This window comes from Caulifigura coniformis (assembly GCF_007745175.1).
Lineage (GTDB): Bacteria > Planctomycetota > Planctomycetia > Planctomycetales > Planctomycetaceae > Caulifigura > Caulifigura coniformis.
Window position 1 is genome coordinate 385,736 of the sequence record NZ_CP036271.1, and the last position, 26,499, is coordinate 412,234.

General features: G+C 64.3%; 18 protein-coding genes. 14 read left to right on the forward strand and 4 right to left on the reverse strand.

All coding sequences use genetic code 11. The annotated features are described in order from the left end of the window. Positions 1-4: 4 nt before the first annotated feature. Positions 5-2,257, reverse strand: coding sequence for a serine/threonine-protein kinase (locus tag Pan44_RS01555; protein WP_145026580.1), 2,253 nt, complete (start codon positions 2,255-2,257; stop codon positions 5-7). Between the two features lie 218 nt (positions 2,258-2,475). Between Pan44_RS01555 and Pan44_RS01560 the strand changes: the two genes are divergently transcribed. Together Pan44_RS01560 and Pan44_RS01565 are read left to right on the forward strand one after the other, a co-directional pair. After that, positions 2,476-3,255 (forward strand): inositol monophosphatase family protein, encoded by a 780-nt coding sequence (locus tag Pan44_RS01560; protein ID WP_145026581.1) that lies wholly within the window; start codon positions 2,476-2,478, stop codon positions 3,253-3,255. Between the two features lie 132 nt (positions 3,256-3,387). Next, on the forward strand, positions 3,388-3,972 hold the full coding sequence (locus Pan44_RS01565; protein ID WP_145026583.1) for a DUF4339 domain-containing protein: 585 nt from the start codon (positions 3,388-3,390) through the stop codon (positions 3,970-3,972). Positions 3,973-3,980: 8 nt separating this feature from the next. Here the strand turns inward: Pan44_RS01565 and Pan44_RS01570 are convergent, their stop codons facing one another. Further along, a complete protein-coding gene (locus tag Pan44_RS01570) occupies positions 3,981-4,739 on the reverse strand; it encodes a hypothetical protein (RefSeq protein WP_145026585.1) in 759 nt (252 codons plus the stop codon). A gap of 625 nt (positions 4,740-5,364) precedes the next feature. On the opposite strand from Pan44_RS01570, the gene Pan44_RS01575 reads away from it, so the two are divergent. The 5 genes from Pan44_RS01575 to Pan44_RS01595 all read left to right on the forward strand — a co-directional run bounded on the left by Pan44_RS01575 (position 5,365) and on the right by Pan44_RS01595 (position 11,470). Then, positions 5,365-7,323: a type II secretion system protein GspD gene (locus Pan44_RS01575; protein WP_145026587.1), complete on the forward strand. Its 1,959-nt coding sequence runs from the start codon at positions 5,365-5,367 to the stop codon at positions 7,321-7,323. A 66-nt stretch (positions 7,324-7,389) separates the two neighbouring features. Next, a complete protein-coding gene (locus Pan44_RS01580) occupies positions 7,390-7,623 on the forward strand; it encodes a DUF433 domain-containing protein (RefSeq protein WP_145026589.1) in 234 nt (77 codons plus the stop codon). A gap of 485 nt (positions 7,624-8,108) precedes the next feature. Beyond that, positions 8,109-9,485, forward strand: a complete 1,377-nt coding sequence (locus Pan44_RS01585; RefSeq protein WP_145026591.1) for a sigma-54-dependent transcriptional regulator — start codon at positions 8,109-8,111, stop codon at positions 9,483-9,485. A gap of 149 nt (positions 9,486-9,634) precedes the next feature. After that, the gene (locus tag Pan44_RS01590) at positions 9,635-10,054 is read left to right on the forward strand and encodes a hypothetical protein (protein WP_145026593.1); all 420 of its coding nucleotides are present in this window, start codon (positions 9,635-9,637) and stop codon (positions 10,052-10,054) included. A 72-nt stretch (positions 10,055-10,126) separates the two neighbouring features. Further along, entirely contained in the window at positions 10,127-11,470 is a 1,344-nt protein-coding gene (locus Pan44_RS01595; RefSeq protein ID WP_145026595.1) for a hypothetical protein, read from the forward strand. 987 nt (positions 11,471-12,457) lie between these two features. On the opposite strand, the gene Pan44_RS01605 is transcribed toward Pan44_RS01595, so the two are convergent. Next, positions 12,458-13,555 carry a class I SAM-dependent methyltransferase gene (locus Pan44_RS01605; protein ID WP_197453753.1) on the reverse strand — a complete coding sequence of 366 codons (1,098 nt, stop codon included), beginning with the start codon at positions 13,553-13,555 and terminating at the stop codon, positions 12,458-12,460. A 59-nt stretch (positions 13,556-13,614) separates the two neighbouring features. Here Pan44_RS01605 and Pan44_RS01610 point away from each other — a divergent pair, with 59 nt between their 5' ends. The 4 genes from Pan44_RS01610 (at position 13,615) to corA (ending at position 19,995) form a co-directional block, all read left to right on the forward strand. Beyond that, positions 13,615-15,705 carry a prolyl oligopeptidase family serine peptidase gene (locus tag Pan44_RS01610; RefSeq protein ID WP_197453754.1) on the forward strand — a complete coding sequence of 697 codons (2,091 nt, stop codon included), beginning with the start codon at positions 13,615-13,617 and terminating at the stop codon, positions 15,703-15,705. Further along, a complete protein-coding gene (locus Pan44_RS01615; RefSeq protein WP_145026603.1) occupies positions 15,702-16,925 on the forward strand; it encodes a DUF6807 domain-containing protein in 1,224 nt (407 codons plus the stop codon). Before Pan44_RS01610 ends, Pan44_RS01615 begins: the two co-directional genes overlap by 4 nt. A gap of 74 nt (positions 16,926-16,999) precedes the next feature. Continuing rightward, on the forward strand, positions 17,000-18,877 hold the full coding sequence (locus Pan44_RS01620; RefSeq protein WP_145026605.1) for an amidohydrolase family protein: 1,878 nt from the start codon (positions 17,000-17,002) through the stop codon (positions 18,875-18,877). Continuing rightward, entirely contained in the window at positions 18,874-19,995 is a 1,122-nt protein-coding gene (gene corA / locus Pan44_RS01625) for a magnesium/cobalt transporter CorA (protein ID WP_145026607.1), read from the forward strand. The genes Pan44_RS01620 and corA overlap by 4 nt, the downstream gene beginning before the upstream one ends. Positions 19,996-20,082: 87 nt before the next feature. Here corA and Pan44_RS01630 read toward each other — a convergent pair whose 3' ends face one another. Continuing rightward, complete coding sequence (locus Pan44_RS01630; RefSeq protein ID WP_145026609.1) at positions 20,083-22,884, reverse strand: tetratricopeptide repeat protein; 2,802 nt, start codon at positions 22,882-22,884, stop codon at positions 20,083-20,085. 77 nt (positions 22,885-22,961) lie between these two features. Between Pan44_RS01630 and Pan44_RS01635 the strand changes: the two genes are divergently transcribed. The 3 genes from Pan44_RS01635 (at position 22,962) to Pan44_RS01645 (ending at position 26,499) form a co-directional block, all read left to right on the forward strand. Then, on the forward strand, positions 22,962-23,705 hold the full coding sequence (locus Pan44_RS01635; protein ID WP_145026611.1) for an SGNH/GDSL hydrolase family protein: 744 nt from the start codon (positions 22,962-22,964) through the stop codon (positions 23,703-23,705). A 146-nt stretch (positions 23,706-23,851) separates the two neighbouring features. Then, positions 23,852-25,189 (forward strand): PQQ-binding-like beta-propeller repeat protein, encoded by a 1,338-nt coding sequence (locus Pan44_RS01640; RefSeq protein ID WP_145026613.1) that lies wholly within the window; start codon positions 23,852-23,854, stop codon positions 25,187-25,189. Next, positions 25,186-26,499, forward strand: a complete 1,314-nt coding sequence (locus tag Pan44_RS01645; protein WP_145026615.1) for a hypothetical protein — start codon at positions 25,186-25,188, stop codon at positions 26,497-26,499. The genes Pan44_RS01640 and Pan44_RS01645 overlap by 4 nt, the downstream gene beginning before the upstream one ends.

Consider the following 26,499-nt stretch of genomic DNA (forward strand, 5'->3'; position numbering starts at 1 on the left):
ATCTTTATGCGATTCGGCCGGAGCTGCTCTTCCCGATGACCCGCAGCAGCGTCTCGAGGTCATCGCGCAACGTGCGGTAAGCCAGGAAGCAGAGCACGAAGCCGAACAGCCCCCCCGCCGCCGCGATCATCAGCGCCAGCTGCGCCTTGGAGCCGGTCACCACCAGCAGCGTGACCGCCAGCAGCGGCACCGCCGCCGCCAGCATCAGCCCCGCCTCGCACCATTGCTTCACCGATCGCAGGACGACCTCGTCTTCCGGCAGCGTCCGGTCTGAAAGACGTACCAGCGATGGGTAATAGACCTTCACCGCCACCCAGGTGAGCGCGAAGAACGGATAGACGGCCGAGACAAGACCACACATCGTCAGCGACACCAGGAAGTGGACCTGGTGCGAGAGCGTCATCGCAACTCCGCTGTGCCTGAGCACGATCGGATAGACAAACCCGGCCGTGAACCACAAGAGAAGGCAGATTCCTCCGGCATTCACTCCGCTCAGCAGCGCCCGGCGACGGATCACCGGCGTGGAAGGACCCCGTCCGGTCACGCCCGGAAACACCCCGCGGACGCGATCAAGGGCCCACGCGATCCCGATCGGGAAGGCGACGGCGTTGACGCACGTCAGCGTGTTCCAGAACAGTTCGCGCACCCCCGCATGGGTGGCCGCGAGTGGCACGATGATCTCAGCTTCGTTGTAGAAGATGTTGAAGGCAGTGGCCGCCTGGTTTGGCAGCAGCACGCCCATCACGGCCGCCAGACGCGGAAACCGGCGAACAGCCCCGCGCCAGCCTTGATCGACGTCGTTCAACAGCCGCCACGCCGGTCGGTCGAGGCAGACTTCCAGATGCCGCGCCAGTTCGCCGCCCGACTGGAACCTCCCGCCAACGTCCGCCTTCAGGCAGCGGCCGAGAACCTGCGCCAGCGCACGGGAGCCGGTGTCCGTGACCGAATGCGCCTCTTCAGGAGGCCCCCCTTTCCGGCGGGCGATCATCTGCTCCAGCGTGGCCGTCCAGTTGTCGACGACCGATTCATCGGTGAACGGCCGCTGTCCGCGGGACACTTCGTACAGCAGCACCCCGAGGGAATACAGGTCGCTTCGGCCGTCGAGCGAGTCGGGAGAGCGGTCGATCCCCGGATGCGCCGCCTCGAGCTGCTCGGGCGACATGTAGGCCAGGCTTCCGCCGAAGTAGGCGGCCGGTGTCGAGCCGAGCGAGGAGGCGCTGAAGCTGATGTTGAAGTCTGCGAGGCGGGGAGAGCCGTCCCCGGCCAGCAGCACGTTCGCCGGCTTGATGTCGCGATGCAGGACTCCTGCCCTGTGGGCGTACTCGAGTGCCCGGGCCAGCTGCATCCCGATCCGGCAGACGATGTCGCTCCACGGCACGCGTCGCGTCGCATCCGCCCACGTCGTCGCGAGCCGGTCGACTTCGCCCCGCTTCTCGAGAGCGTTCCGGACCGCATCGACCAGCAAGGCGCCCGTCCGCTCGTGCCCAGGCGTCGCCTTCACGAGCGGCACGACGTCCTGCAGCGTTCCTCCCGGGACATACTGCATATAAAGCAGCCGCAGGCCGACTTCAGGCACGCTCCGCTGATCGAAGACCCGGACGATGTTGTCGTGGTCGAGCTGCGCAAGGGTCTGCGGCTCGCGGCTCTTGTCGGCCGACAGCTTGAGAGCGACCAGACGCTGCATTGATCGCTGCCGGGCGAGGAACACGCGGGCGAACGCGCCCGAGCCGAGCAGCGTCAGCAGGTCGAAGTCGTCGACCGCGTCCCCTGGAACGAATCGATCGAGAACGCGCCTCACGGCGTGCGCACCATTCCCCGACTGCGGCGACGTGTTCTCGAGTTTCCACAGCCGTTCCAGTTCCGCGGCGCACCGCGGGAACGCCTTGCGGTGCTCCTCCAGGTCGACCGATTCCCCGGCCTGTTTCCGAAGCCGGCATTCTTCAAAGAGCACGTCCGGAGTCACCAGGTCGGCCAGGCCCGGGAAGTCGCCCAGGTAGTCTTCGACGCGACGCGGCAGATGGTCGCGCGTCCAGCGATAATCGAGATCGACTTTGACCAGTTCGAGCAGCAGTTCCTGGATCAGGACGGGTGAGGCGTCGGGCGGGAGGAAGTCGTTGATCTCCGGCGCCGCCGATTCACCACTCGCCGCGAGATCCCACGCCTGAATGAAACGATCGATCTGGGCCGACAGCAGCGACCACGAATGGGCCGCGGCGTCGAGCGAGAGCAGCGTCGGTTCGGTGGCGGAGTCGGACATTCGTGCAATCTGGGGCGCGCCTGACCAGCCGAGCGGTCGCAAGCCCGGGCGACCTCACTTCTGACCCGCGCCATTCATCCATCAGGGAAGGGGACAGCAGCGCGAACTCGCCCGATTCCATCCGGACATTTTGGCGTTTTCTCCGCCAATGCCTATGCTTCACGATTCGCCGCGTGGTTTCACGCCCTCTTCCAGCCCGAAATCGAACTGCTCGAGTCATGCGTCAACTCGCCGTCGCCCGTCACGCCGCCCGCACGGCCTCGGAAGTCATCAACCGCTATTTCCGCGAAGGCGTCGAGATGCGGGAGAAAGGCCCAGGCGACCTCGTTTCTGCCGCCGATGTCGATGCCGAAAAGGCCATCGCCAGCGTCATCCACCAGGCCTTCCCCAATGATGCCATCCTCGGCGAGGAATCGCATTCGGCCCCGGCCGATTCCGAAAGGCTCTGGATCGTCGACCCCATCGACGGCACCACCAACTTCGCCCACCAGATTCCCCACTTCGCCGTGTCGATCGCTTACTACGAGCGCGGCGTCCCGATGTGCGGCCTGATTCACAACCCCGTCACCGGCGATTGGTATTCCGCCATCAAGGGGGAAGGGGCGCTCGTCAACGGCAAGAAGGCCCGCGTCAACCCCCACGCCACACTCAACGAAACCATCGTGGCCATGGGCTTCTTCCCCGGCATGACCCCCGAAACCAAGGCCACCTTCGATGCGGCCCAGGAATTCGTCCGCGCCGGCGTCCATGGCGTCCGTCGCCTCGGCGCGGCGTCCCTCGATTTCTGCAACGTCGGCTGCGGCTTCTACGGAGCCTATTTCGAGTACGCCCTCGCCCCCTGGGACTTCGCGGCCGGACGGCTGTTCGTCGAGGAAGCCGGAGGCAAGGTGACGACCGCCTCCGGCGACCCCCTCCCCACGGGCCGCTCCAGTATCCTCGCCACCAACGGCATCCTGCACGACGCCGCACTGGAGATCGTCCGGGCTCAGCTCCGCTGATCCTTCGTGAATCAACCTTGCTTCGGCAGCCGTCGGCGCGCGAGAATCAGCCTGCTGTCGTCACGGGGTCGCGTGCGCGGCCCCTCTGCTGCCGCTCATGAAAGAGCATGTTTCACTTTCGAGGAGTGATGCATGTCGAAGCAGTGGTACTACGAAGCGATGGGCGCGCCGGTCGGGCCCATTACCTCCACCGAACTCAAGGCCTGCGTCCTGGCCCGGCGGATCAGCCCCGAAACCCGCATCCGGCTCGGTGATGACGGCAAGTGGCAGACGGCCGACCGCGTGAAGGGCCTCTTCGACGCCCCCGTCACGCCTCCGGCCCCTGCGAAGCCGGCCGCTCCCTCCAGAACGCCCACCGTCTCGGTCACGACGCCGACGGCCGCCGAAACCGGCACGGCCGAAATCTCGACAATCCAGACCGCCGAACTCACGATCCCCGTCGCCGGCGTCACCCCCGCCCTCTCCGTCTCGACCGGAACCGCCTCACCCGCCGCCGACGACGACAGCGATACGGACTACGACTTCTTCAAGTTCGTCGGCTTCGAGAACGCCATCGGGCATGCGCTGAACGACGTCCTCAGGGAGTACTGCCGCGTCCATCACGTCACCATGACGCAGGCGACCCGGCGCGCCCTCGCCGATTTCCTCGGACGCAAAGACCTCAACGGCGACCCGCCGGCAGCCGCCCCCGCGCCCGAATCCTTCGGAGTCGGCTGAAGCGCCGATCACTTCTTCGCAGCGTCGTCCGCGTCGGCGAGTGACCGCATGCGGAGCGAGTGAACGCGCAGCTTCTTCGGACCGTAACGCGTGTCGTACACCCCGAGCAGAACCCGCCCCGGTTCGTAGTTCAGCATCCCGACATGGTCGGCGACGGTCTTCTTGCCGACTTCCAGAGTCAGTTCCTTGTTCGAGACCACGAGCCGGAAAGGCTGCGTGCGCAGCCACTCGAAATGCTCGAGGTCTTCGGTGCCGTCGGGAATCGCCGCGCCGCCGCGAAGCTCCGTGAGAAACCACGGGCTCCCGCTCTCCTTCAGTGTCGCGTTGCTGAGGACGTATCCCCGGCCATCACTCCAGCCGACGGCCATGAACCAGCCGCCGAACTCGGTGTGTTCCATGACACCTTCGAGCTCGAAGTCGCCCGCTTCCGGAAGCTGAACGGCCGCGCTCGCCCCCGTGACGATCTGCAACGCGCCATCGACGAGCCCGAATTCACCGTCGTCCGCGAAGTCCCCCAGGACGAACGGATGACCCGGCTTCGGCCCGGTGAACTTCAGATCGGGGAAGTTCTGGATCAGCCCTTTTTCCGGAAGGGGCCTGCGCCCACGGACCTTCGCCACCGGATTGACGAGCACGGCCCATTTGCTGGAGAGCGCGAACTCCTTCTCGGCTCCTGGTTTGGCCTTGGCCTTGTCCGCCCCCAGGAGCAGAGGCGTCAACAGGAGGCCGGTGACAAGAATCCGCACGCACTGCCTGGATGTGCCCATGAAGAATCACCCTGGTGGAAGCGAAGAAATAGCCGCGAGCTTCAGCCATTGAAACTACCGAGCCATCCGACCCGTCGCAAATCCCGGCCGGTGTTTCTGGTCATTCAGGATCGTCGAACTGAGGGAAAACACTCTCCCCACTGGCCCGGATTTCAGGCCGGCGGAGTCGGTTGTGCCGGCTGTCCGGCGTTGTCGAAAAACCTCGCAAGGGGCGTTTGACCCGCGTGGGGGGCGACCTATGTTTGAGCGTCAACGGCCGGAACGGTTCGCGGGTCACCCGCAGCCGACAACGACCGGGCTCGCTCCCTTCCACGCGAAGGAGCGGGGCCCTCGCGGCCCGACATCACCGCAATTGAACTACGGCGAGGCAAGGAAAGCTGGGAGCTTTGAGGGGACCTTGCCTCGCCGTTTTCTTCTTTTTGCCCGCCGCCACGCCGCGTCGGGCGTCAGGCTGGGCAAGCCTTTCTGAAACCGCCGGTTTTGACGGCAGCTCTCCTTCATCTTCCGCCGATATTCCCGACTGACGGCGGTGCGCCCGCGATCGGCCTTCTGCCGCGCGGACGCCCCTCCTGCGGCGGGCCCTCGCCGCGTGTCAAAGACGCAATGCGGGAGGTATCGAACGCGAATGAACGGACGGCCGTTCCGGATCGCAGCGGCAGGACTGGGCGCGGCGCTCATAGCGAGCATCGTTGCCGGACTCTCGCATTTCCGGATCGAGTCCCGACTTCTCGCGCGGTCGATCAGAATCCCCGTCTCATCCGCCACCGTTGTACTCGCGGCCAGTTCGCCGTCCGCCTCGCCGACTCACGCACAGACTTCTCCCGCTCTCCCGCCCGCTCCTCTGCCGGCGATCCCTCTTCCGCCGGACGTTGAGACCAACGCGCTCGACCTCCTTGCCCAGACGCTGCCGCAACGCGACCCCGTCTCGCGCGGCATGTCGCGGCCCGGGATGGCCGTCGTGTCGAATCTCCGCCGAAAGAAGGAGTTCGTCGAACTCCCTCCGCCCCCCGAGTTCCTCGATGAGCCGGCCGCCGACCTCGCCGTCGCTCCCCCCTTGCCCGTCCGGTCGATCGAGCCGGCCGCCGATTCCCGCCTTCTCGCGGAAATCGCCAGTCTGAAAAGTGAACTCGAGCGACTGGGCCAGCAGCAACGGCTCGAACGCGAAGTCGAGCGCGACCGGCATGCTCGGGAACTCGCGGACGTCGCGACGGAGCATCGCCTGGCCGAACTGAAAGCTTCCATCGAAGAGCTGAAGGCGAAACAGTCCGAAGCGCGCACCGCGATGCTACAGGAGGAGCCGGCCCCGCCAGTCTTCGAACGCACCGTCCCGCAGCCGCCGCCCGAAGTGGCCCTTCCCGTCGCGGAAGCCCCCGCAGTCGATCCCACGGTCCGGATCGTCGAATCCACAACGGCGAACCATTTCGACTTCCATTTCGACGCCGCCAGCCTCCAGGTCGCCCTCGCCCGCATCGGCGAGCACGGCGCAATGAACCTTGTCATCAGCCCGGAGATCGCCGGAATGGTGACGGCCTCCTGGAAGAACATCACCGCCCGCGAAGCGCTCGACGCCGTCTGTCTGGCCCACGGGCTCACGGTTCAGGCGAATGGCGGGTTCCTGCTCGTTTCGAGGCCGAAGGAACCGCCCGCCCGGGTGGAACCGGCGAAGAAAACCGTCGCACAGATGTTCCGGCCGCTCTACATCTCGGGCCGCGACCTCCGTCCGCTGATCGAGCCGTTGCTGACGCCGAACGTCGGCCGCGTCTCCGTCACCCTGCCGCAATCGACCGGCGAGGCCCGGCGGATACCGGGAGGTGCCGATTCGCTGTCGCAGCCCGATGCGGTGATGGTCGTCGACTATCCCGAGGTCATCGAACTCGTGGCGCGGACCATCTCGGAACTCGACGTTCCCGCGCCGCATGTGGAACTGGAAGCCACGATTCTCGACGTGCAGCTTTCGGGACGGGTGAAGGACGGCGTGGGATCGCTCATCGCGAACGGCGAGTTCAGCCATCGCCCCGGCTTCGTGAGTCTGGATGACCCGCAGATGTCGATGCCCTGCGACTCCTGCTGCCAGACCTGCGACATGCCCTGCAGCGAAGTGGTCCGGAAGCTCAAACTCTGGACCGACGTGAAGCTGGTCTCGAATGCCCGCCTGCTGGTCCTCAACAAGCAGCCTGCGGAACTCCAGGTCGGCTCGGAAAGCCTGGCCATTCTGCCCCGGGGCGGAACCATGTCGACCTCCGCGGTCGATGGAGGAATGCGGCTCTTTGTGCGGCCGTTCGTGTCGGCCGACCATCTGGTGCGGCTGGAAGTTGCCCCCGAGGCGATCACGTCCCGCTCGCAGCCGATGAACACGCGCCGCGAGACATTCGCTTCCGTGGCAACGAACGTGGCCGTTCCGAACGGGGGATCGCTCGTGATCGCCGGGCTGAACGTCGACCAGTCAGTCGCCCCCAGCGCCATCTTCCAGGGCTTCGGTCGGCCGAAGAAGAAGCACAAGGACGAAGCCGACCGGGCTGTGAGACGCGAAATCGTGATCATGATCACGCCGCGGGTGGTGCAGGGATGCGGGCCGCTTCATTGAACCCTGAAACATGACGGTGCACAGGAGATGGATAGACTGGAGAACGATAGTCTTCAGGGATTCATCATGTACGACCGTATCGTCTCTGTTCCCGGTATTCTCGGCGGCAAGCCAATCGTCCGGGGAACGCGCATGAGCGTCGAGTTCATCCTTGAGATGCTCGCGTCGGGCGCCACTCGTGAACAGATTGTGGAGACTTATCCCCTCTTGACGATTGAAGACGTCGAGCAGGGGATTCTGTTCGCCGCGGCCTTGTTGCGGAACGAAGACGTCTATGTCCACGTCGACGACGTGTCGTGACGCTCTTCGCATCTGGCGTCTCGTGACCTCGTCGCTCAGGACGCAGACTTCGGGCTCGCGTATGGCCCCGTCGCGATTCGTGTCCGAACCTTGATGTGGTGCCCCGGCGGGCAGCCATCGCGCAGCGTCGGGTTCTCCGGCGACCGACTTCGCGCAGTTTCTGCCGGTCCACGGCCGCAAACGCCCCGTATCGGCCTTCAGAAGCCCAAACTTGAAAGTCTTTCAAAGCCCGATAGTCAAACCTGCAAAAACCGCTTGACACTTTTCGCGACCGGCAGATATCAACCGGTCCTTCGCTGTCTCACCTCTCAAAGTCTTCCCCCCCACGCCACTTCCAACTTTCGCAATCCCGCGGGGCACATTCGTACCCACGCAAGGATCGCCGTCTGCCTTCGTCTGACTTCCGTTCTGGAATCATTCGTCTCCGGATCGCGTTCTGCGCTCACAGTGCGATTGAGCCCCATCCCACCGGGAGGAGCTTCTCCATGAGCGACATTGCATCCTCCGCGACAATTCGCCTGACCGGCCGCGTCGCGGTCTGGTCCCGCGATGAGCGGGCCCGCCAGCGTCTGGTGCTGGCCATCCAGCAGAACGGCTATGAGGCCGTCGAGTTTGCCACCATCGAAACCCTGCGAACGGGCATCGCTTCGAGCCCGTTCTCGGCCTGCGTGATTGACGAGCCGGATCATCCGGACGTCGTCCGTGCCACGGAACAGGCCGCCCGCCAGGGTGGTCACCCGACGCAGTTCGTCGTGCTGCCTTCACTGGGAGCACGCGGCATGCCGTTCGGCGGGCCGGTCTGCGACGTGCTCGAGCCGCCCCAGACGGCTGAACGCCTCGGCCGGGCGCTGTTCGCCGCCGTCGGTCGCTCGCGGCTGCTCGCCGAAAACCTGAACCTCAAGCGGCGCCTTGAAAGCCGCATGTTCGAAGACCTCGTCGGCCACAGCGAAGCGATGGATACGCTCCGCCGGAAGGTCGGTGAAGCCAGCGAGCATGAACGCCCGGTCCTGATTCATGGTGAGGCCGGAGCCGGCACGTCGATCGTGTCGCGAGCCATTCACCTCGCCCGCTGCGGCGGTCGCCGACCGTTCCTCAAGATCTCGTGCTCGGTGCTGTCGGCCGCGGTCGTCCAGGCCGAACTGTTCGGCGACGGACGCAACGCGGGCCGGTTCGCCTCGGCCACCGGCGGCACCCTGCTGCTCGAAGACGTGGAAGCCCTGGCCCTGCCGGTGCAGGAACAGCTGGTGAAGGTGCTGGAAGAGAAGCAGTATCGTCCGACCGGTTCGGACACGCCGCTTCCGCTCCAGGTGCGGATCCTGGCTTCGACGCACTGCGACCTGCAGCAGCTCGCCGCGGCCGGCAAGTTCCATCCGGGACTGGTCCGCCATCTGCGAGTCGATGCGATCCACGTCCCGCCGCTCCGCGACCGTATGGAAGACCTGTCGACGCTGGCCGAGCAGTTCCTGACGGAATGTGCCGTCCGCGAAGGACAGCCGGTTCGCAAGCTGAGCCCCGAGGCTCTCGAGCGGATGCGTCAGTACAACTGGCCGGAAAACTGTCGCGAACTGCAGAACGTCATCAGCCGCTGCTGCTCACTGAGCACGGCAACCATCATCACGGCCGAGATGATCGAGCCCTGGCTCGAGAAGTCGGCTGACGATGAAGCGACCGATCCGGGCATGACGCTGGCTTCGATGGAACGCAAGCTGATCGAAGCGACGTTCAACCGCTTCGCCGGCAACCGCGAACTGACGGCCAAGGCCCTGAAGATTGGTCTCCGCACTCTCTCCGGCAAGCTCCGCGAGTACGGCTACCCGCCGCGTGGAGGCCCGGGTTCGAACCGCGAAGCCCGCGCCGCCTGATCGCGGCAGAGTCCCCCACGAAGCCCGGCTTTTGGCAAAAGGCCGGGCTTCTTTTCAACCTGCTGCCAGCGTCGATCCCAACGAATCCCCCGCGGCAGCCCCCGAACCCTCCGTACCGAGTTCCCCTTCCCCACCAGGAGCCGTCTGCCATGCCCACGCGACTCCTTCTCCTGGCGATCTTCTGCCTGCCTGGCAGCAGCTGCGCGAGAAGTTCCCGCGCGATCGTCGACGGAGATCCCTTCCTCGCCCCGACCAGCACCCAGGTCGCCTTCGACGAGCGGACCGCGGCCCCGGTTGACCCACCCACCCAGTCAGCTCCCCAGGTCAGGGAGACCGCCTCGGTCGTCGACAACAGCCTGATCGGAGTCGACGTCGATGTCGCGTCGGGCCAGACATCCATGTCGCCGCCGGAGAAAAAAGAATGGTGGCACACCGCATCGGCCGCGGAGGCCTCCGGGGAGATGCAGACCGTGATGAAGGATGACATCAAGGTCCCCGATGCGGCATCCGTCAATGGCCGCGTCGGCCACTTCAGCGTCGACTACGGAGTCGGAACGCGAATCAAATAGACCACCGATCCGTTCGCTTCCCTTCCTGAAACTCGACAGCTGAGCGAATCGCTCATTTCCCCCGAAGAAGTCATGGACGACTCGATCGACACCACGTCTTCAATTGCCGACCGATTCCGCGCCCTGCCGGAAACGCAGCGACGCCTGCTGCCGGTCGTCGTCGTGGCCATCGTTCTCGCCGCCGGTTGGCTCCTTTCGCAGCGCAGCGGTGCGACCGCCGTGCTCCCGCTCCCGCACGGTCTCACCCCCGCGGCTGCAGTCGCCCACCTCGCCGAACGAGGCGTCCCGGATGCGAAAACGAGCGGCCCCGGCAAGATCACCGTTCCCGCCGCCAGAACGGCGGACGCCCGGCGCTTCCTCGACGAACTCTCCGCCGTCTCAACCTCCTGGGCCGACGAATGGGAAAAATCGAATTCCCAGCTCGGCCAGTTCTCCGGACATCGTGAACGCGACGCCGCCAGGGAAATCGCCCGCGCCCGCATGATCGGTCGGCTCCTCCGCCAGATGCCCGGCATCGCCCAGGCCGATGTCGTCTGGGATGAAGAAGACTCCGCCGGCTGGCGTGCTCCGCAGAAAACCCGCTGCACCGTCTATCTCCGCCCGCAGACCGGCTACGAAATCACCGCCGACGTCGCGCGTTCCGTCCGGCAGGCTGTCGCCGGAAGCAAGAAACACCTCGCCGCCGAAGACATCGTCGTCATGGATCTCGATCGCATGACGACCTTCGACGCCGTTCCGTCCGGCATCGACGAAACCACCCGCAGCCTCGCCGAGCGCGAAGTGATCGAGCTGCGCCAGGAAGTCGAAACCGCGCTGCGCGACTGCGCCGGCGTGCGGGTCAACGTGTCCGTCAACTGGCTCGACCATCGAGCCGAAGACACCGAAGTGGAACTGCTCTCGGTCAGTCGCCGCGAGACCGCCCGGCGTCCGATCCAGCTCGCGTCGTCGAATGGTTTCCTGGAAGAACTGTCTCGCGATGAAGAAGTCCCGGGCCCGTTCGAACCGAGCATCCAGATCACCGTGACCGCCCCCGAAGATGCCGCGGCCGAATGGGCTCTGCAGCATTCCCCGAATGCCGCCCACGATCCCGAGGTCAAACCGGCCAGCTTCCAGCGCCCCCTGAAAGCCAAGGCCGCCGACACCATCCGCCAGAGCGTCTGCTCCGTGCTCTCGAAATTCGACCGCCGCAACCTGGCTAAAGGCGTCTCGGTCCACCTCACCGCCGCAACCGGCGTCGCGGAAACACTCGAAACTGTTCCCGACGAGCGAGTCATCGACCCCCTCTGGTTCCTGGCGATCGCGATCATCGGCTGTGCCGCCGGCGCCTGGGTCCTCTCCAGCGCCTTCGCCAGCGATGACCGCTCCCCGATGGCCCACGCCGGCCATCACTTCGACGAACCCGCCGCGCCGGTCTAAGCAATGCCAGCGACTCACAGGTAATGACAACCGACCGCGATGGCGCGTGGACATTCGCTGTCGCTGAGGCCTTCCCCCCGGGACGAGACCTGTGACGACCTGTGACGAGACCTGTGACAGCGAAAACCGTCTGAAACATTGGAGTTCTGGACCTGTGACATGTGTGACATGTCTGACGAGCTGTGGAGTGTTTTTTCACTTCAACTCGTGGGGCTGCCCCCCTCTGTTTGCGTTGCAAAAGAACGAGCTCTCTAACGTGACGCGAGGGGTTGCGCATCTGGAAGAGCCTTCGCCTGCCTGAAGGGGCCTTGGGCCGGAACCTTCGGTTGGGAAGGTGGTTGCGTCGCATGCCGCCGCCGGGCGAGTCCCTTTTTCACACCAGGTCGTCGGTCGTCACCGCAGATCATGTTGCGGCAACGACGAACTGGCCCATCTTGAAAAAAGTGACCAGCCTTGCGCGCAACTCTCAAGCTTGTGCAGGGATCGGGCACACTGCGGAGGTGTTTGACGCCGAGGGGAGCAAGGAGGGCGCGTTGTGTGGGTGGTCCTGTACTCCTCGCCCTCTTTTCCTGCGGAAGTTCAGTGGAAGGATCGGGAGAGCGTGGGTGGCGCGGACTGGGAGCCGGCCGGGCCGGGTTGTGTGACGACAGGTTGACGGTGGTTGTGATCATGCGGACCTCCACCATGACGGGGGCGGTTGCGCGGGGGGGCCGGGTCCTCGGTACTCGGGAGTCGGGAGGGGATTGGGGCGGGGCGATTCACTTTTTCAAAGTCGGTCGTCTCTCGTCACCGCGGGTCATTCTGCGGCAACGACGCACGCCAACGACGAATGGGGCCATCCTGAGAAAGTGACCAGCCCTGCATGCCTCAGCGAGTTTCTGGCATCGAGCCGGGACGTTTGCCGGGATCCCTGGTTCCGCAGGCGATGAACGGACCAATGCGAATCGAGAACCGTCCAATCGCCTGCACAGGAGCCATGAAAATGGCCTAACTCCGCTGCCGCCCGCTCACAACGTAGTACTTCCTCGATTCGCGAACATCGATGTCGACAAAGAACTGACGCATCCGCGCTTCGAACCATTCCGGCTTCCGCGTGACCATCGCCACCCGGCCTCCCGGCTTCAGGCCGCGGCGGGCCGCCTGCACGAAAATCTCCGCGATCCGGAACTGCGAGTGATACGGCGGATTCCCGACCGCCAGGTCGAATTCTCCGGCCGTCGGAATCTCCCCCGTGGCTGTGACGGCTGCCGTCACGCGTTCAAGAGCGTTCCGCTTCGCCCCTTCGAGCGTGCATTCGATCGCGCGCGTGTTGGCGTCGATCCCGTGCAGGGAAATGCCAGGCCGGCGAAGCGCCAACGCCAGTCCCACCGCCCCGGATCCGCAGCCGATATCGAGAACCCGTTCCCCCGCGTTCACATCGACGGCTTCCAGGAGCGCGCGGGCGCCCAGGTCGAGCTCGCGGTGGCTGAACACACCCGGCCGCGTCACGACCTTCACCAGGTTGCCCGCGTCGCGAAACGCATACTCGGCCTCGAAGTTCCGAAGCCGCTTCGGAGCCGCATCCCGCGTTGCGAGGTACACCACCCCGTGATGATGCGCATCACGGCGCACTTTCTTGAAGATCTTCCGCAGCTCATCGTGGACCCATCGATCGTCCGGATTGTCAACGCCGCAGGCCAGCCAGCCTCCATCCACGAGCCGTTGGGCCGCCTGCTGCATCAGCTCGCGTACGAACTCCCCTTCGCCCCGATGGCTCGACGGAATCACCACGCCGTCGAACGGCCCCTCCGGAAGATCGGTTTGAGCGACGATCTCCAGGGGTTGCGTGATCTCGCTGTTGAGATCGCACCATTCGCGCGTCTCCTGCGCCGCATACGTATCGACGAACCAGCAGGTGACCGCCGCGACGGCCGGCAGCGCCGCAAGCTCCGCCGCAAGTTGTCCGCGTCCCAGCGACGTGCATAGGATGCGCCCCGCGGGATGGACCGGAAACCGCTCGATCAGCAGCCTCTCCGACGAATGCGGCTTGGGCGGGCTGGGAGAGAGATCGTCCTCGTCGTCTTCAGGCGGCTTTTTGCGAGACACGTATGCAGTGGTCCGGAAAAGAAATGCGAAACGGGGCATCGTCCGCAGATTGGCGAGCAATGGCAAGCCCCATCGAACTGGGGGCACACCTCGCTCCTTCCCCCAGGCAACGATCCGTGCAATGCCCGGCCGCCGGCGCGAAGAAGGTTCGCGCAACGGAAAGGAAGGGCACTGCCAGGTCCTCACCGGGGCATCGGCCACAGGGGAGGCTCACGGGCCGCATCACGGTGCTCCTGGCCGTTCTCTCCATCGGCTTCCTCTCCTCTGCGGCTCTCGCCGAGAAGCCCAACGAGATTGACCGCCGCACGCTCGATCAGGGCCTCGCCGAACTCGGAAGCAACCTTGAGGGCCTCCCCGAAACCGCGAAGGCCAAAACCGATGCCGCCATCTGCTTCAAGGCTCTTGGCTGGATGCTGCGCCACGAGGAATGGGCCCGCAAGACCGCCGTCCGCGATGCGCTCAACATCATCAGGATCGGCAATGAACGCATCAAACGCCTGCAGGCGGGCGAACCAGCCGTCCCGCTCAAACCGGGCAAGCATGTGCTGGCCTATCAGTCGGCCGTCGATGAATCACTGCAACCCTACGCCGTGAGCCTTCCCGAAGGCTGGCGGCCCGGCGAGTCGAAACGCTGGCCGCTCCACCTCGTCCTGCATGGCCGCTCGAACGACATGAACGAGGTCTCTTTCTTCGCTTCGCACGACGGCAAACCGCCCGTCAAGGATTCGAACTGGATCCAGCTCGACGTGTATGGACGCGGAAACAACGCTTACCGCTGGGTCGGCGAAACGGACGTCTTCGAAGCCCTCGCCGATGTCAAAAAACGGTTCCTCATCGATGAACGTCGGATCGCCTTGTGGGGCTTCTCCATGGGCGGAGCCGGAGCGTGGCATCTCGGCCTTCAGCATCCCGACCTCTGGAGTTCCGTCGGCGCCGGGGCCGGCTTTGTTGATTTCTACGACTACCAGGGAATCTCCGAGGGCCTGCCGGAAATCCAGCACACGATGCTGAAGATCTATGACAGCAAGGATTACGCCCTGAATCTCTACAACGTCCCGGTCATCACTTACGGCGGAGAATTCGACAAGCAGCTGGCCGCAAGCCTCGCGATGCTGGACGCCGCGCGATCGGTTGAAGTCCCCCTCTCCCTGCTCATCGGCCCGGGAATGGGCCACAAGTTCGATGACGCCAGCCTCAAGACGTTCATGGCGTTCCTGACCGCTCACAATGAGAAGGGGAGGCCCGAGTTCCCCGGTCGTCGAGCTCTCAAGTTCCACACCTACACGCTCAAGTTCAACAAGTGCGACTGGCTTCGGATCGAAGAACAGCACGAGCCCTATGTCGATTCCGAGATCAACTCCACCTATGCCGATGGCATGCTGCAGGTCGAAACGCACAACGTTCGGGCCCTTGCGGTCGCCCGCGGCGTCGCTGATTTCGTGTCGATCGAAGTCCTGCCCAAAGTGGCCCTCGCGGAGGCGGCCGGCGGACAGCTGCCGGATGTCTACTTCGTCCAGGAGAAAAATGGACAGAAGGAGAACAACGGATGGAGGATGTTGTCCTACGACGAATCGCTGGCGTTCATTGACAATGAGCACGCTCACAAACGCCACGGCCTGCAGGGCCCCATCGACGACGCCTTCACACAGCCCTTCCTGATCGTCCGCGGCTCGGGAACTCCCTGGAACGCCAACATCGACCGATGGGCGCACAGCGAGCGGAATCGCGTGGCGACGGAATGGGACCAGTGGTTCCGCGGACAGCTGCGCGTCGTGGACGACTCGGCTCTCGACGAGAAAGACATCTCCTCGCGAAACCTGGTCCTGTTCGGCGATCCCGGCAGCAATGCGGTGATCGCAAAGGTCATCGACAATCTGCCGCTGAAGTGGACGAAAGAAACCATCACGATCGGCGGCAAGATGTATCCGGCCGGCGACCACGTTCCCGTGCTCATCTTCCCGAACCCACTCAATCCGTCGAAGTACGTCGTCCTGAACTCTGGCCCGACCGTGAAAGCGGATGAGTATCGGAAGTCGAATGCGTGGTTCTTTCCCCGGCTCGGCGACGCCGCCGTGCTGAAGGTCGACGCCTCCGGTGCGACGCCCGTCTGGTCGACGATCATGAACAGCGACTGGGAGATCGAGAAATGAGCACCCGGATGGCCGCGCTCGCGGCGGCGATGTTCTGCCTGTCGACTTCGATCGCGCCGGCCGCGGAGCCCGCGCCGCTGAAGGTCACCGTCACCAACGGACCCGTGCAACGCGAACTGCCGATTGTCCGCTTCGAGCTTCCTGCGGAATGGGCCCGGCAGACCTTCGATGTCGTCGAGCTGCGCGGTGACGCCGCCACCTGTCCTGTGCAGCCCGACACAGATGCCGGGGCCAACGTCGTCTGCTGGCGCGCGAACAAACCGGTCGGCCCTCATGAAACCGTGACGTTCGAACTCCGGCCGAACCCCCACGTCGAGTCACGCGACGTGGTCTCCGCCCGCATCGATGCGCAGGGGGTCACTCTCGCCGGCGGCAAACACAACATTGTGCAGTACAACGTCCGCACCGTGGATCCCCCCGAAGGGGTCCCGGCCGTCTACCGCCGCAGCGGACACCTCCATCCGGTCTGGACCCCCTCCGGCCGGATCGTGACCGCCGAGTTCCCGGCCGACCACATCCACCAGCACGCCATGTTCTCGGCGTGGGTGAACACCGAGTTCGACGGCCGGAAAACCGACTTCTGGAACCAGGGTGGAAAGACCGGAACCGTCGTCCATCGCGACCTGAAGGAAACCGACGTCGGCCCCGTCTTCGCACAGTTCACCACCCTGCTCGAGCACCAGGCGCTGACGGACGGAACCTCTCCCCGGCCGGCCATCCTCGAAACGATGCGCGTTCGCGGCTACGCATCGCCGCGACCCGAACTCAACGTGTTCGATGTCGAGCTCGAGCAGCGGGCCGCCAGCGAAATCCCGCTCAAGGTTCTGAAGTACCACTACGGCGGTTTCGCGGTCCGTGGAGCTTCGGAGTGGTTCCAGCAGCCCGAGAGCAACATGCTCACGAGCGAAGGAAAGAACCAGAAGGACGGCAACGAGACCCGTCCGAAGTGGGTCAACATGCACGGCCTGATCGATGGCCAGCGGTGCGGCATTACCGTCATTCCGCATCCCGGCAGCGACCGCTCCCCGCAGCCGGTCCGCCTCCATCCCTCGAAGCCCTATTTCGTCTTCTCGCCGCCGATTCTCGGGGAGTTCGAGATCACGCAGGAGCAGCCTTACCGCGCGCAGTATCGCATCGTCGTGCATGATGGTCCGGCCGATCCCAAGCTGTTCGACCGGATGGCCGCGGAGTACGGTGACCCCCTCACGGCCAGCCGCTGACAGGGAACCGCGACGCGCGGCCGTTCACGCAAGACACAGTTTTTCGACGACGTAGTTTCCAGAACCGGGACGGAATGATGGCGGCCGAGCGACGACGCACAGCGACGATTTCTTCCACTTCGGCGAAGCTCTGCTGCTGGCTGGTGGCGCTGATCGGAACTGCGGCGATCCCCGCCGACGGGCAGGACGCGAAGACGCCCGCTGCGGCCGGGCGAATCCCGCTCGACGAGTTTCGTCCCAGGTCCCAACTGAGGACGCCGCAGCATCCGCTCACCCGCGCGAAGTTTCCCTGCATCAACGTCCACTTCCATCCGGAGAAGCTGACACCCGCGGAGCTCGATCAGCAGGTCAAGGTGATGGATGACGCGAACATCGCCGTCAGCGTCAGCCTCGATGGCCGCGTCGGCACGAAGTTCAGCGAACACCTCGCCTGGCTCAATGAACGGCATCCCAACCGCTTCGTCTCCTTCGTCCGGATGGACTACATCGGCGACGGCGATGCGAAAGATCCGAAAACGTGGGATGTTCACAAGCCGGGTTTCGGCGCGCGAATGGCCGACCGTCTCTCCGAAGCCGCCCGGCAGGGCGCCGCCGGACTCAAACTCCTCAAGAGCCTCGGCCTCACCCTTCGCGACCTCGACGGAAAACTCATCTCCCCTGACGACCCGCGTTTCGACCCCGTCTGGGAACGGGCGGCCGAACTCGACATTCCCGTCATCTGGCATTGCGCCGATCCGCGCGCGTTTTTCGATCCCGTCGACGAACACAATGAACGCTACGAAGAACTGTCGCGCCATCCCGACTGGAGCTTCCACGGCGGCGACTTCCCGAAGTTCGATGACCTCGTGGCAGCCCGCATGCGCGTCGTCGCGAAACATCCCAAAACGACCTTCATCCTCGCCCATTTCGCCGACCTCCCCGACGATCTGAAAACCCTCGGCTCGTACCTCGACCAGTACCCCAACGCCTATGTCGAGTTTGCGGGCCGGATCGCGGAACTCGGCCGGCAGCCCTACACCGCACGGGAGTTCTTCCTCAGGTACCAGGACCGCATTCTCTTCGGCACGGACGGCGTCCCGCCGATGACCGAACTCGTCCCGCACTTCCAGATGCTCGAAACGCGCGACGAGTATTTCCCGTATGAAGACAATCCCTTTCCGCCCCAGGGCTTCTGGAACATCTACGGCCTCGATCTGCCCAACGATGTGCTCCAGCAGGTTTACTATGAGAACGCGGCCCGCGTGATCCCCGCCGTCAGGAAGGCGCTGGCGGCCTTCGCGAAAGGCAGGACCGACCTCGAAAAGATGTTCGCGACCGTGCGCGGTCCGGCCCGCTGGGAAGCGACGATGAAACGCTTCGACCAGGAGAACGCCACTGATGCACCGAAGCCGGGAGGCGTCGCCTTCGTTGGAAGTTCCAGCATGGTCCGCTGGAACCTCGACAAGAGCTTTCCGGGCAAGGGATATGTCAATCGCGGGTTCGGCGGTTCACAGGCCTCGGAAGCCGTTCATTTCGCCCGCCGCATCCTCGAGCCCCTCAAGCCGAAGGTCGTCGTCTTCTATGAAGGGGATAACGACATCGCCCGCGGGAAATCGCCCGAGCAGGTGGCTGCCGACTTCCGGGAGTTCGTCGGGTTCATCCACAAGGAACTGCCTGACACCCGGGTCGTGATCCTGTCGGTGAAATACAGCCCGTCCCGGGCGAAATCGACCTTCCAGCACAAGGCGGTCAACGCGCTGATCGAAGCCTACTGCCATGAAGACCCCCAGTGCCGGTATGTCGACGTCGCCACGCCTCTCCTTGGAGCAGACGGCAGCCCCGATCCGAAATACTTCGTGAAAGACATGCTCCATCTCAGCGACGAAGGTTACGCCGCCTGGGCGAAGCTCGTCGGTCCGGCGATCGAAGAGGCGCTCGCCGATCACGCCCGGCAGGCAGTCGCGAATCCATGAAACTTCCAGCGCGACCGACGCTCGTTCATCCTTTCCCCCATACCGCGCCCGGTGCTGCGCCCGGCACCATCGCCGTTCCGCCCAACGGCTATCCGCCGAAAATCGAGTTCTACGGCTGCAGCGACGGCCAGTGCGAAGCGCTCGTCATCGACAACGTCGAGACCCTTCCGGCGCTCATCGAGAAGCATGCCCGCTGCTGGATCAACGTGGATGGACTGGGTGACGAACAGATTCTCAGGCGGCTCGCCGAACTGTTCCAGATTCACCCCCTCGCGCTCGAAGACATCGTCCACGTCCACCAGCGCGCGAAGGTCGAGGAGTATCCCGAGCACCTCTTCATCGTCCTCCGCATGGCCTGGCTCGGCGAGGAGCTGTACACCGAGCAGCTCAGCATGGTCATCCGCAACAATGTGGTCCTCACGTTCCAGGAGCGCCCTGGCGACTGCCTCGACCCTGTCAGGACACGCCTTCTCGATCGCCGCAGCAACCTCAGGAAACTGTCGCTCGACCATGTCGCCCACGCCATCCTGGATGCGATCGTCGACGGTTATTACCCCGTCATCGAACGCTTCGGCGAATGGATCGAGGAATCGGAACGCCGCATTCCGCTCGCACGGGGGGCCTCCGTCATTTCCGACATCCACGACCTCCGCCAGGAACTCCTCTTCCTCCGCCGCTGCGTCTGGCCGCTGCGCGAGACGATGAACGTCCTCCTCCGCGACCAGTTCTCCTTCTTCACCCACGATACCCGGCTGCATCTGCGGGATACCTACGACCACACCGTCCAGCTGATGGACGTCGTCGACACCTACCGCGAGCTCTGCGCCGATCTCCGCGATTTCTACTACGCGGTGATGAGCCAGCGAACGAACGAAGTGATGAAGGTGCTCACGATCGTGGCGACCATCTTCATGCCGCTCAGCTTCATCGCGGGTGTTTACGGCATGAACTTCGACACGGCCTACCCGTCGAACATGCCCGAGCTGCACTGGCCCTATGGATACATCTTCTCGCTTGCGCTGATGGCGCTGACGGCCGCAGGTCTGCTCTGGTTCTGCGCCCGCCGCCGCTGGCTGACTCTCGACGAAGTGAAACCCGAAGCCGACGAAGAGGGCTGATTCCCCGAGGCAAAGACTCGCCCCATCGAAGGGTGGCACTGGCGGAACCAGTACCACCCACGCCGGATGCGAGCAGCGGGAGACGGCTTACTTCGCCGAATCGAGCAGTTTCCTGGCGTCCTGGTCGTCCGGCTTCAGTTCGAGCGCCGTCTTCAAATGCCGGCGGGCCCGTTCCTGGTTGCCTGATTTCAGGTAGGCCAGCCCCAGCCCGCGGTGCGTCGCCGCGTCGCGAACATCAATCTGCATCGCCTCCCGACCCCAACGGATCGCCTCCTCCCATGTCTCCTCCTCGATCGCATGGTGCAGCAGCCAGGTCCGGGAGGTGAGATCGTCGAAATCCCGCTCGGCCACCTTCTGAAACAACTCCGGCAGCCGCTCGGTCTGGTCCAGCCTGAACAGCGAGATCGCCAGCAGGTAGGTGAAGCTGAGTTCGCGGGGATACTTCGCGAGCCCCGCCCCGAAAACGGCCGCCGACGTCTTGTAGTCCTTGTCGTCAAATGCCAGCCGCCCCAGGATCGAAACCACCGCCGGGTGTGGATCCTCGGGATCGAACGCCGTCTCCAGCCTCCGACGCGCCGATCGCTCCTTCCGATCGCGCATGTCCAGCCGCGCCAGGATCGCCAGCGCCAAGGGATGCTTCGGCGACGCTTCGAGAATCTTGTCGGCCATCTTCCCCGCCTCGGCGCCTCGCGACGGAGGAGCATCATTCAGCAGTGCCCACGCCACCGCGGCCTGGTGATCCAGGTTGTCGGGGGCCGCTGTCAGTGTCGCCTGCGCGCTCGCCAGCGCCGGACTGCGGGGGACCTTCCCGTCGTTCAATTCCTCGATCACCCGATCCAGAAATGGAGTGAAGCCTTTCTCGAAATCCGCCAGCGAAACTCCGAACACCTCACGGATGGCCGCTGGCGTCTTGAGACCTTTCCGGTAGGCGTCAACCAGTCGGAACAGCGAGTCGCTTCCGAACGTCTCCTCCATGTACCGCGCATACAGCCGGCTCATGCAGTAGGCGTGCTGCCAGTCGTCGCCGTTCTTCGGCCGCTGGAATCCGTTGTTGACGGTCTCGAGCGTGAAGAGCGTTCCCGCTTCGCGGCGATCGATCAGCAGACGCCGCCACGTTTCCGGGAAAACGTTGCCTTCAGTGCGGACGGCGAGCGCTTCGGTGTACCAGTGCGGGATGCCGAAGTTCGTCTGCTGCAGTGTCAGCACATGGCAGAACTCGTGCTTCGCCACGCGGGCCCAGTTGTAGGGCTCGCGCGTCGTAGGCGACGACAGCGCGACGATCATGCCGGTCGACGCCCCGATGGTCTGGATCCACGGCATCCCCGTCATCCGGGCGCTGAACCACGAATGCCCCGATTCCCCCTTGGCCGCACTGAAGATCTCGAAGGCCGTCCGTTCCGGCGGCTCGAATCCGAACTCTTTCGTCAACGGCTCGTACAGGCTTTCCAGTTCCTCGGAGAGATAGCTCGCGAAGACCTTGTCCGTTGCGTCATAGCGCAGGATGAAGTGATCCGTCGATTGCGTTTCATACCGCTCGAGAACATCGAGCACCTTCCGCATGTTGCTGACGCGGACATGAAACCGGTCGGCCCGGAAGGCGTCATCGAGAATTTTGCGGGCGCTGGCGAGGTCTCCCGTTCGCATCTGCAGGAGACCCAGCGCCGTCCGCGGAGCCGACAGCTGCGGCGCCACGTCGATCGCGCGGGCATAGCAACTCGTGGCCGGGTCATACCGCCGCGCCTGCTCGAGCACGGTTCCCAGTTCCGTCAGGAACTGGCCAGGAGCCGGATTGCGTTCCACGAGTGACTTGAGGATCTGCACATACTCACGGCCGGCGATTTCCGCGGGGGCCGTGGCAGGGGACGAAAGAACTGCCAGCGACAGACCGTCATCAGGAATTCCGTTCAGCAGGAGATCGCAACCGGCTTTCAGAGCCAGTCCTTCCTGCAACTGCGGATTCACGTCGAGGGCCCGGGTGATCCAGGGCAACGCGGCCGCGGGGGCTTCCGCGCCGAGTTCGACATTCGCCAGCAGCAGCAGCGCATCGATGTGGCGGGCATTCGTGGCGAGGGCCTGCTCCGCCAGCGTCCGGGCCTTCTCGGGATTGCGTTCATCCAGTTCGGCGCGGGCCATGCCGACCAGCAGGTCGGCCGAGTGGGGGTTGATGTCGAGGCCGCGCCGGAACTCCTGACGCGCCTGCCCGTTGTTGTGTTTTTCCAGCAGCAGGCTGCCGGAAAGGAAGTACGACTGCCACGCATTCGGATCGGCCTTCACCGCATCGGGCGTCAGGTCGTTCACGATGAAGGAGAACACCTGCCCGACGCCGCGGGCCCGGGCGTATCCGGCAGATCCTTCGGCGATCAGCAGCAGCGACTCCGCATCTTTGGGCTGGCGACGGTTGTAGTACTGCACGAACCACCGGAAATCCTCGGCCGCCGGTTCGAGCTTTCCCTGCTCGATCTTGATGCGGGCCCGCACGAGCCGGGCGAGAAGCTGTTCGCCATTCTTCACGAGGGCCGCGTCGGCCTGCTTGAGAGCGTCGACGTAGCGTCCGCGCGCCAGGTGCAGCGCCGCCAGATGCGCCCGGAGCGGCGCGGAATCGGGAAGCTGGTCGACCGCCGCTGCGAGCCGCTTCTCCGCTTCGTCGAAGTTCCCCGTTTCGAGCAGCGAGCGCGACAGGCCGATGACCGCTTCCGCGCGCTCGTCATCGCGGGCCGCATCGGCAAGCCGCGTCCAGGCGGCCACGGCCACGGCCGCGTCGTAGCGGCCGTGGCTGAGTTCATTCCGTGCGGCCTTGAGATCGTCGGCAACGTCGGCCCGCAGAGGGGCCGCAGGCAGCAGGAAGGCGGTGAGTAAGAAAGCCCGAAGTGCGACGCGGCCGAGATTCATCGCGTTTCCCGCTGGAGTGCCGTACGAGTCATCCGCTGATATTCTCACGAAGTCACGCAATTCTTTGGAGTGTCAACATGCTGCGCCGCGAGTTTCTTTCGCTTCTGGTTCTGGCTGCCGCTTCCTCGACCAGCTTTGCACAAAACCAGCCCGCGCGTCCCCGCGCTGCGGCTGCTCCGAATCCGGCGTATGCACAGATCACGGACGACCCTGCGCTGCCGCGCGTGCTCCTGATCGGCGATTCGATCTCGATCGGATATACGCTGCCGTTGCGCGAGGCGCTGAAAGGAAAAGCCAACCTGCATCGTCCGGCGACGAACTGCGGACCTTCGAACCGCGGTGTGGCCAACCTCGAAAGCTGGCTCAAGGCCGGCGGGTCGGACAAGTGGGATGTCATCCAGTTCAACCACGGCCTGCACGATATCCGTCATTTCAGCGACCCGGAAAACAAGAAGCCCGTTGGAGCGGACGAGGGGCATCGCCAGGTGCTGGAAGAGGAGTACGAAAAGAACCTCCGCACGATCGTGGCCCGGCTGAAGAAGACTGGCGCGAAGCTGATCTGGCGGAACACCACGCCGGTTCCGGAAGGCTCGAACGGCCGCGTGACGGGTGACGAGGTCCGCTACAACGAGATCGCGAAGAAGGTCATGGACGAGAACCAGATCCCGATCGACGACATGTACACCTTCTGCCTGCCGCGGCTGAAGGAGATCCAGAAGCCGAAGGACGTTCATTTCACCGAGGCCGGCTCGAAAGTGCTCGCAGAAGAAACGGCCAAAATGATCGTGGCCGCACTGCCGAAACCGGCCGCGAAGAAATAAGTGACCACCGGCCGTGACCTCCTTCGCCTCTTCGACTCCTGTTCAGGCCAGCAGCAGTCGAAGAGCGCCGGGAAGCCGGCGGGAGCTGCTCCTCGCTGATGGACGGCGTGGACAAATTCGAGCGTTGGCCCCGAGAGTGTGATCGCATGCGATTTGTGACTTCGCTGCTGTGTGGTCTGGTGATTTTCGCCCCGTCTGCTTCGGCCGACGAGTTCTCCGAGAAAAAATCGAAGAACTGGCATCAGTGGCGCGGGCCGCTCGCCACCGGCGTCGCGCCCGAGGCCGATCCACCGACCGAATGGAGCGCGACGAAGAACGTCAAATGGGTCGCCCGGATTCCAGGCTTCGGCAAATCGTCGCCGATTGTCTGGGACGACCGGGTCTTCCTGACGAGCGCGATCGACACGGGCGAAGTCGTTCCGGGCGCGACGAAGCCGGAGGACCAGCCCGAGCGGCGTTTCGATATCAAGTTCCCGCACACGAAGTACCGCTTCGTCGTGGACTGCCTCGATCGGAACACGGGGAAGTTTCTCTGGCAGCAGACCGCCGTCGAGGAATTGCCGCACGAAGGGCATCATGGCGACAACTCGCATGCGTCGGCGTCGGCGACGACGGACGGGAAGCGGCTGTACGTCTCCTTCGGCTCACGCGGGATGTACTGCTACGACCTGGATGGGAAGAAGTTGTGGGAACACAAGCTCCCGAACGTCGAAACGCGGCTCAGCTTCGGTGAAGGCAGCTCGCCCGTCGTTCACGGCGACACGGTCATTCTCGTTCGCGACAACGAAACGGCCTCCACGATTCTCGCGCTCGATGCCGCCACCGGCGAAACGCGCTGGCAAAAGCCGCGCGACGAAACGAGCGCCTGGGCGACCCCGCTGATCGTCGAAGCCGCCGGGAAAACGCAGGTCGTCACGAATTCGAGCAACCGGGTCCGCAGCTACGATCTGAAGACGGGCGACGTGATCTGGGAATGTGGCGGGCAGGTGTCGAACGTCACTCCGTCTCCCGTTCCCGTCGGCAACGACGTGATCTGCATGAGCGGCTACCGCGGCTCGGTCGCGATGCGGCTGCCGCTCGATGCGACCGGCGACATCACCGGCACGTCGAAAATCGTCTGGAAGTACGACCAGGATACGCCCTACGTGCCGTCGCCGCTGCTTGTCGATGGCCGGCTGTTTTTCAACAAGCTCAACAACGCGATCCTCACCGTGCTTGATTCCGAAACGGGCAAGGTCGTCCGAGGTCCCGAGCGGATGCAGGGGCTGAAGAGCCTGTATGCCTCGCCGGTCTCCGCCGCCGGTCGCGTCTACTTCACCAGCCGGGAAGGGACGACCGTCGTCTACAAGCTGGGAGACGACCTCGAAGTGCTCTCGACGAACACGGTCGAAGACCTGGTCGACGCCTCTGCCGCTCCCGTGGGAAAGCAGTTGTTCCTGCGGGGCAAGGACGTGCTCTACTGCTTTGAGAACGGCGGATCGTGAGGTGGCTTTTCCTGCTTGCCGGGCTATGGATCGCCGCGGTGACGACGGCGTGGTGGGTCGCTGTCCCGTTTGAAGCGGAGTACGTGCTGCCACAACACGTGTTCAGCCCGCTTCCGATCAACGCTGACGAGGCGCTGGCAACGACGTTTTTACCGAAGAGCGAAAGGTCGCCGCGCTCACGCTCGATTGGCCCCTGCCAGGTTCTTGACGTTCGAACTGGAAAGGTGCGCCGCTCGTTTCTCGACTCCGACTGGACCATTCTCGCGATCGATGTCGAGTCGCGCGAGAAAATGGCAGTTCGTCGTGACGAGGAAATCCGAATCGTCAGCACGACCGATGGCTCGGACTTCAGCTCGATCACGGGCATCCCGGAAAGTGCGACGTTCACCTTTGGAGCCGCTGGCCGGCTGTTTCTTGTTCGAGCGGAAAAGGCACTGCTCGCGTATGACGCCGCGACCGGCGAACTGAAATGGAGCAGGGAGAACGTCAGCGCCGCTTCCGTTCGGATCGGGCCGAACGTTGTCGCTGTGATGAAGTCAGGAGCGAACTCCCCCCAGCGAACCGGAACGACGCTCTCTCTGGGCTTGTCGCACTGCGAGATTCTGCTGGCTGAGACTGGCGAGCCACATCCGAAGCTCACCGGCGCTTATGCCAATCCGATCATCGGGACCTCTGATGGGAGTCTGATCGCGGTTCGCATGGGCGGCCTCAAGTGGGCCGTCATCGATGTCGCCTCCGGCGAAACACTCTGGATGCTTCCGCAAGGCTATTACTCGTTGATGCGGTTCAACGAGGATGGCAGCGAACTACAGATCCCCTGGCGGACTCCCAAAGACGCGGTTGGAATCGCACGCTGGAATTCACGTGATGGGGCTGACATCGCCCCCTTCCCCAAGGAAGCGGCGAATGCGGACCTGAAGATTTCGGCAGACGGTCGCTTTGCATGTGAGCTCAGGCAGCACAACTGGCTGCCGAAGTCTGTCTCGCAGTTCTTCCGGAAGCGTCAATGGTGGAAGCTCGGAGACCTGACGGGATCGGTCGTCGCCCCGGTCGTGTACGATCTCGAACAGCACACGACTCTCGGCCGGCTCCCCGTTGATACGGTGCCCTCCTCGGTCCAACCTTTCGGCCCCGGGTTCCTGTGTCACGACAAGAACGGCAAGGGGAGTTCCTATTTCTCGTCGTCGCCGGGGCGCAATTGGAGCTGGCTGTTCGGGTGGGCACTCGGGCCGATCGCGCTGGTCTGGGGAGGGAAGCGACTGGCAGTGCGAATGCGAAAGCCGGCCGTGCAGACTGCTCCTCCGGACTGA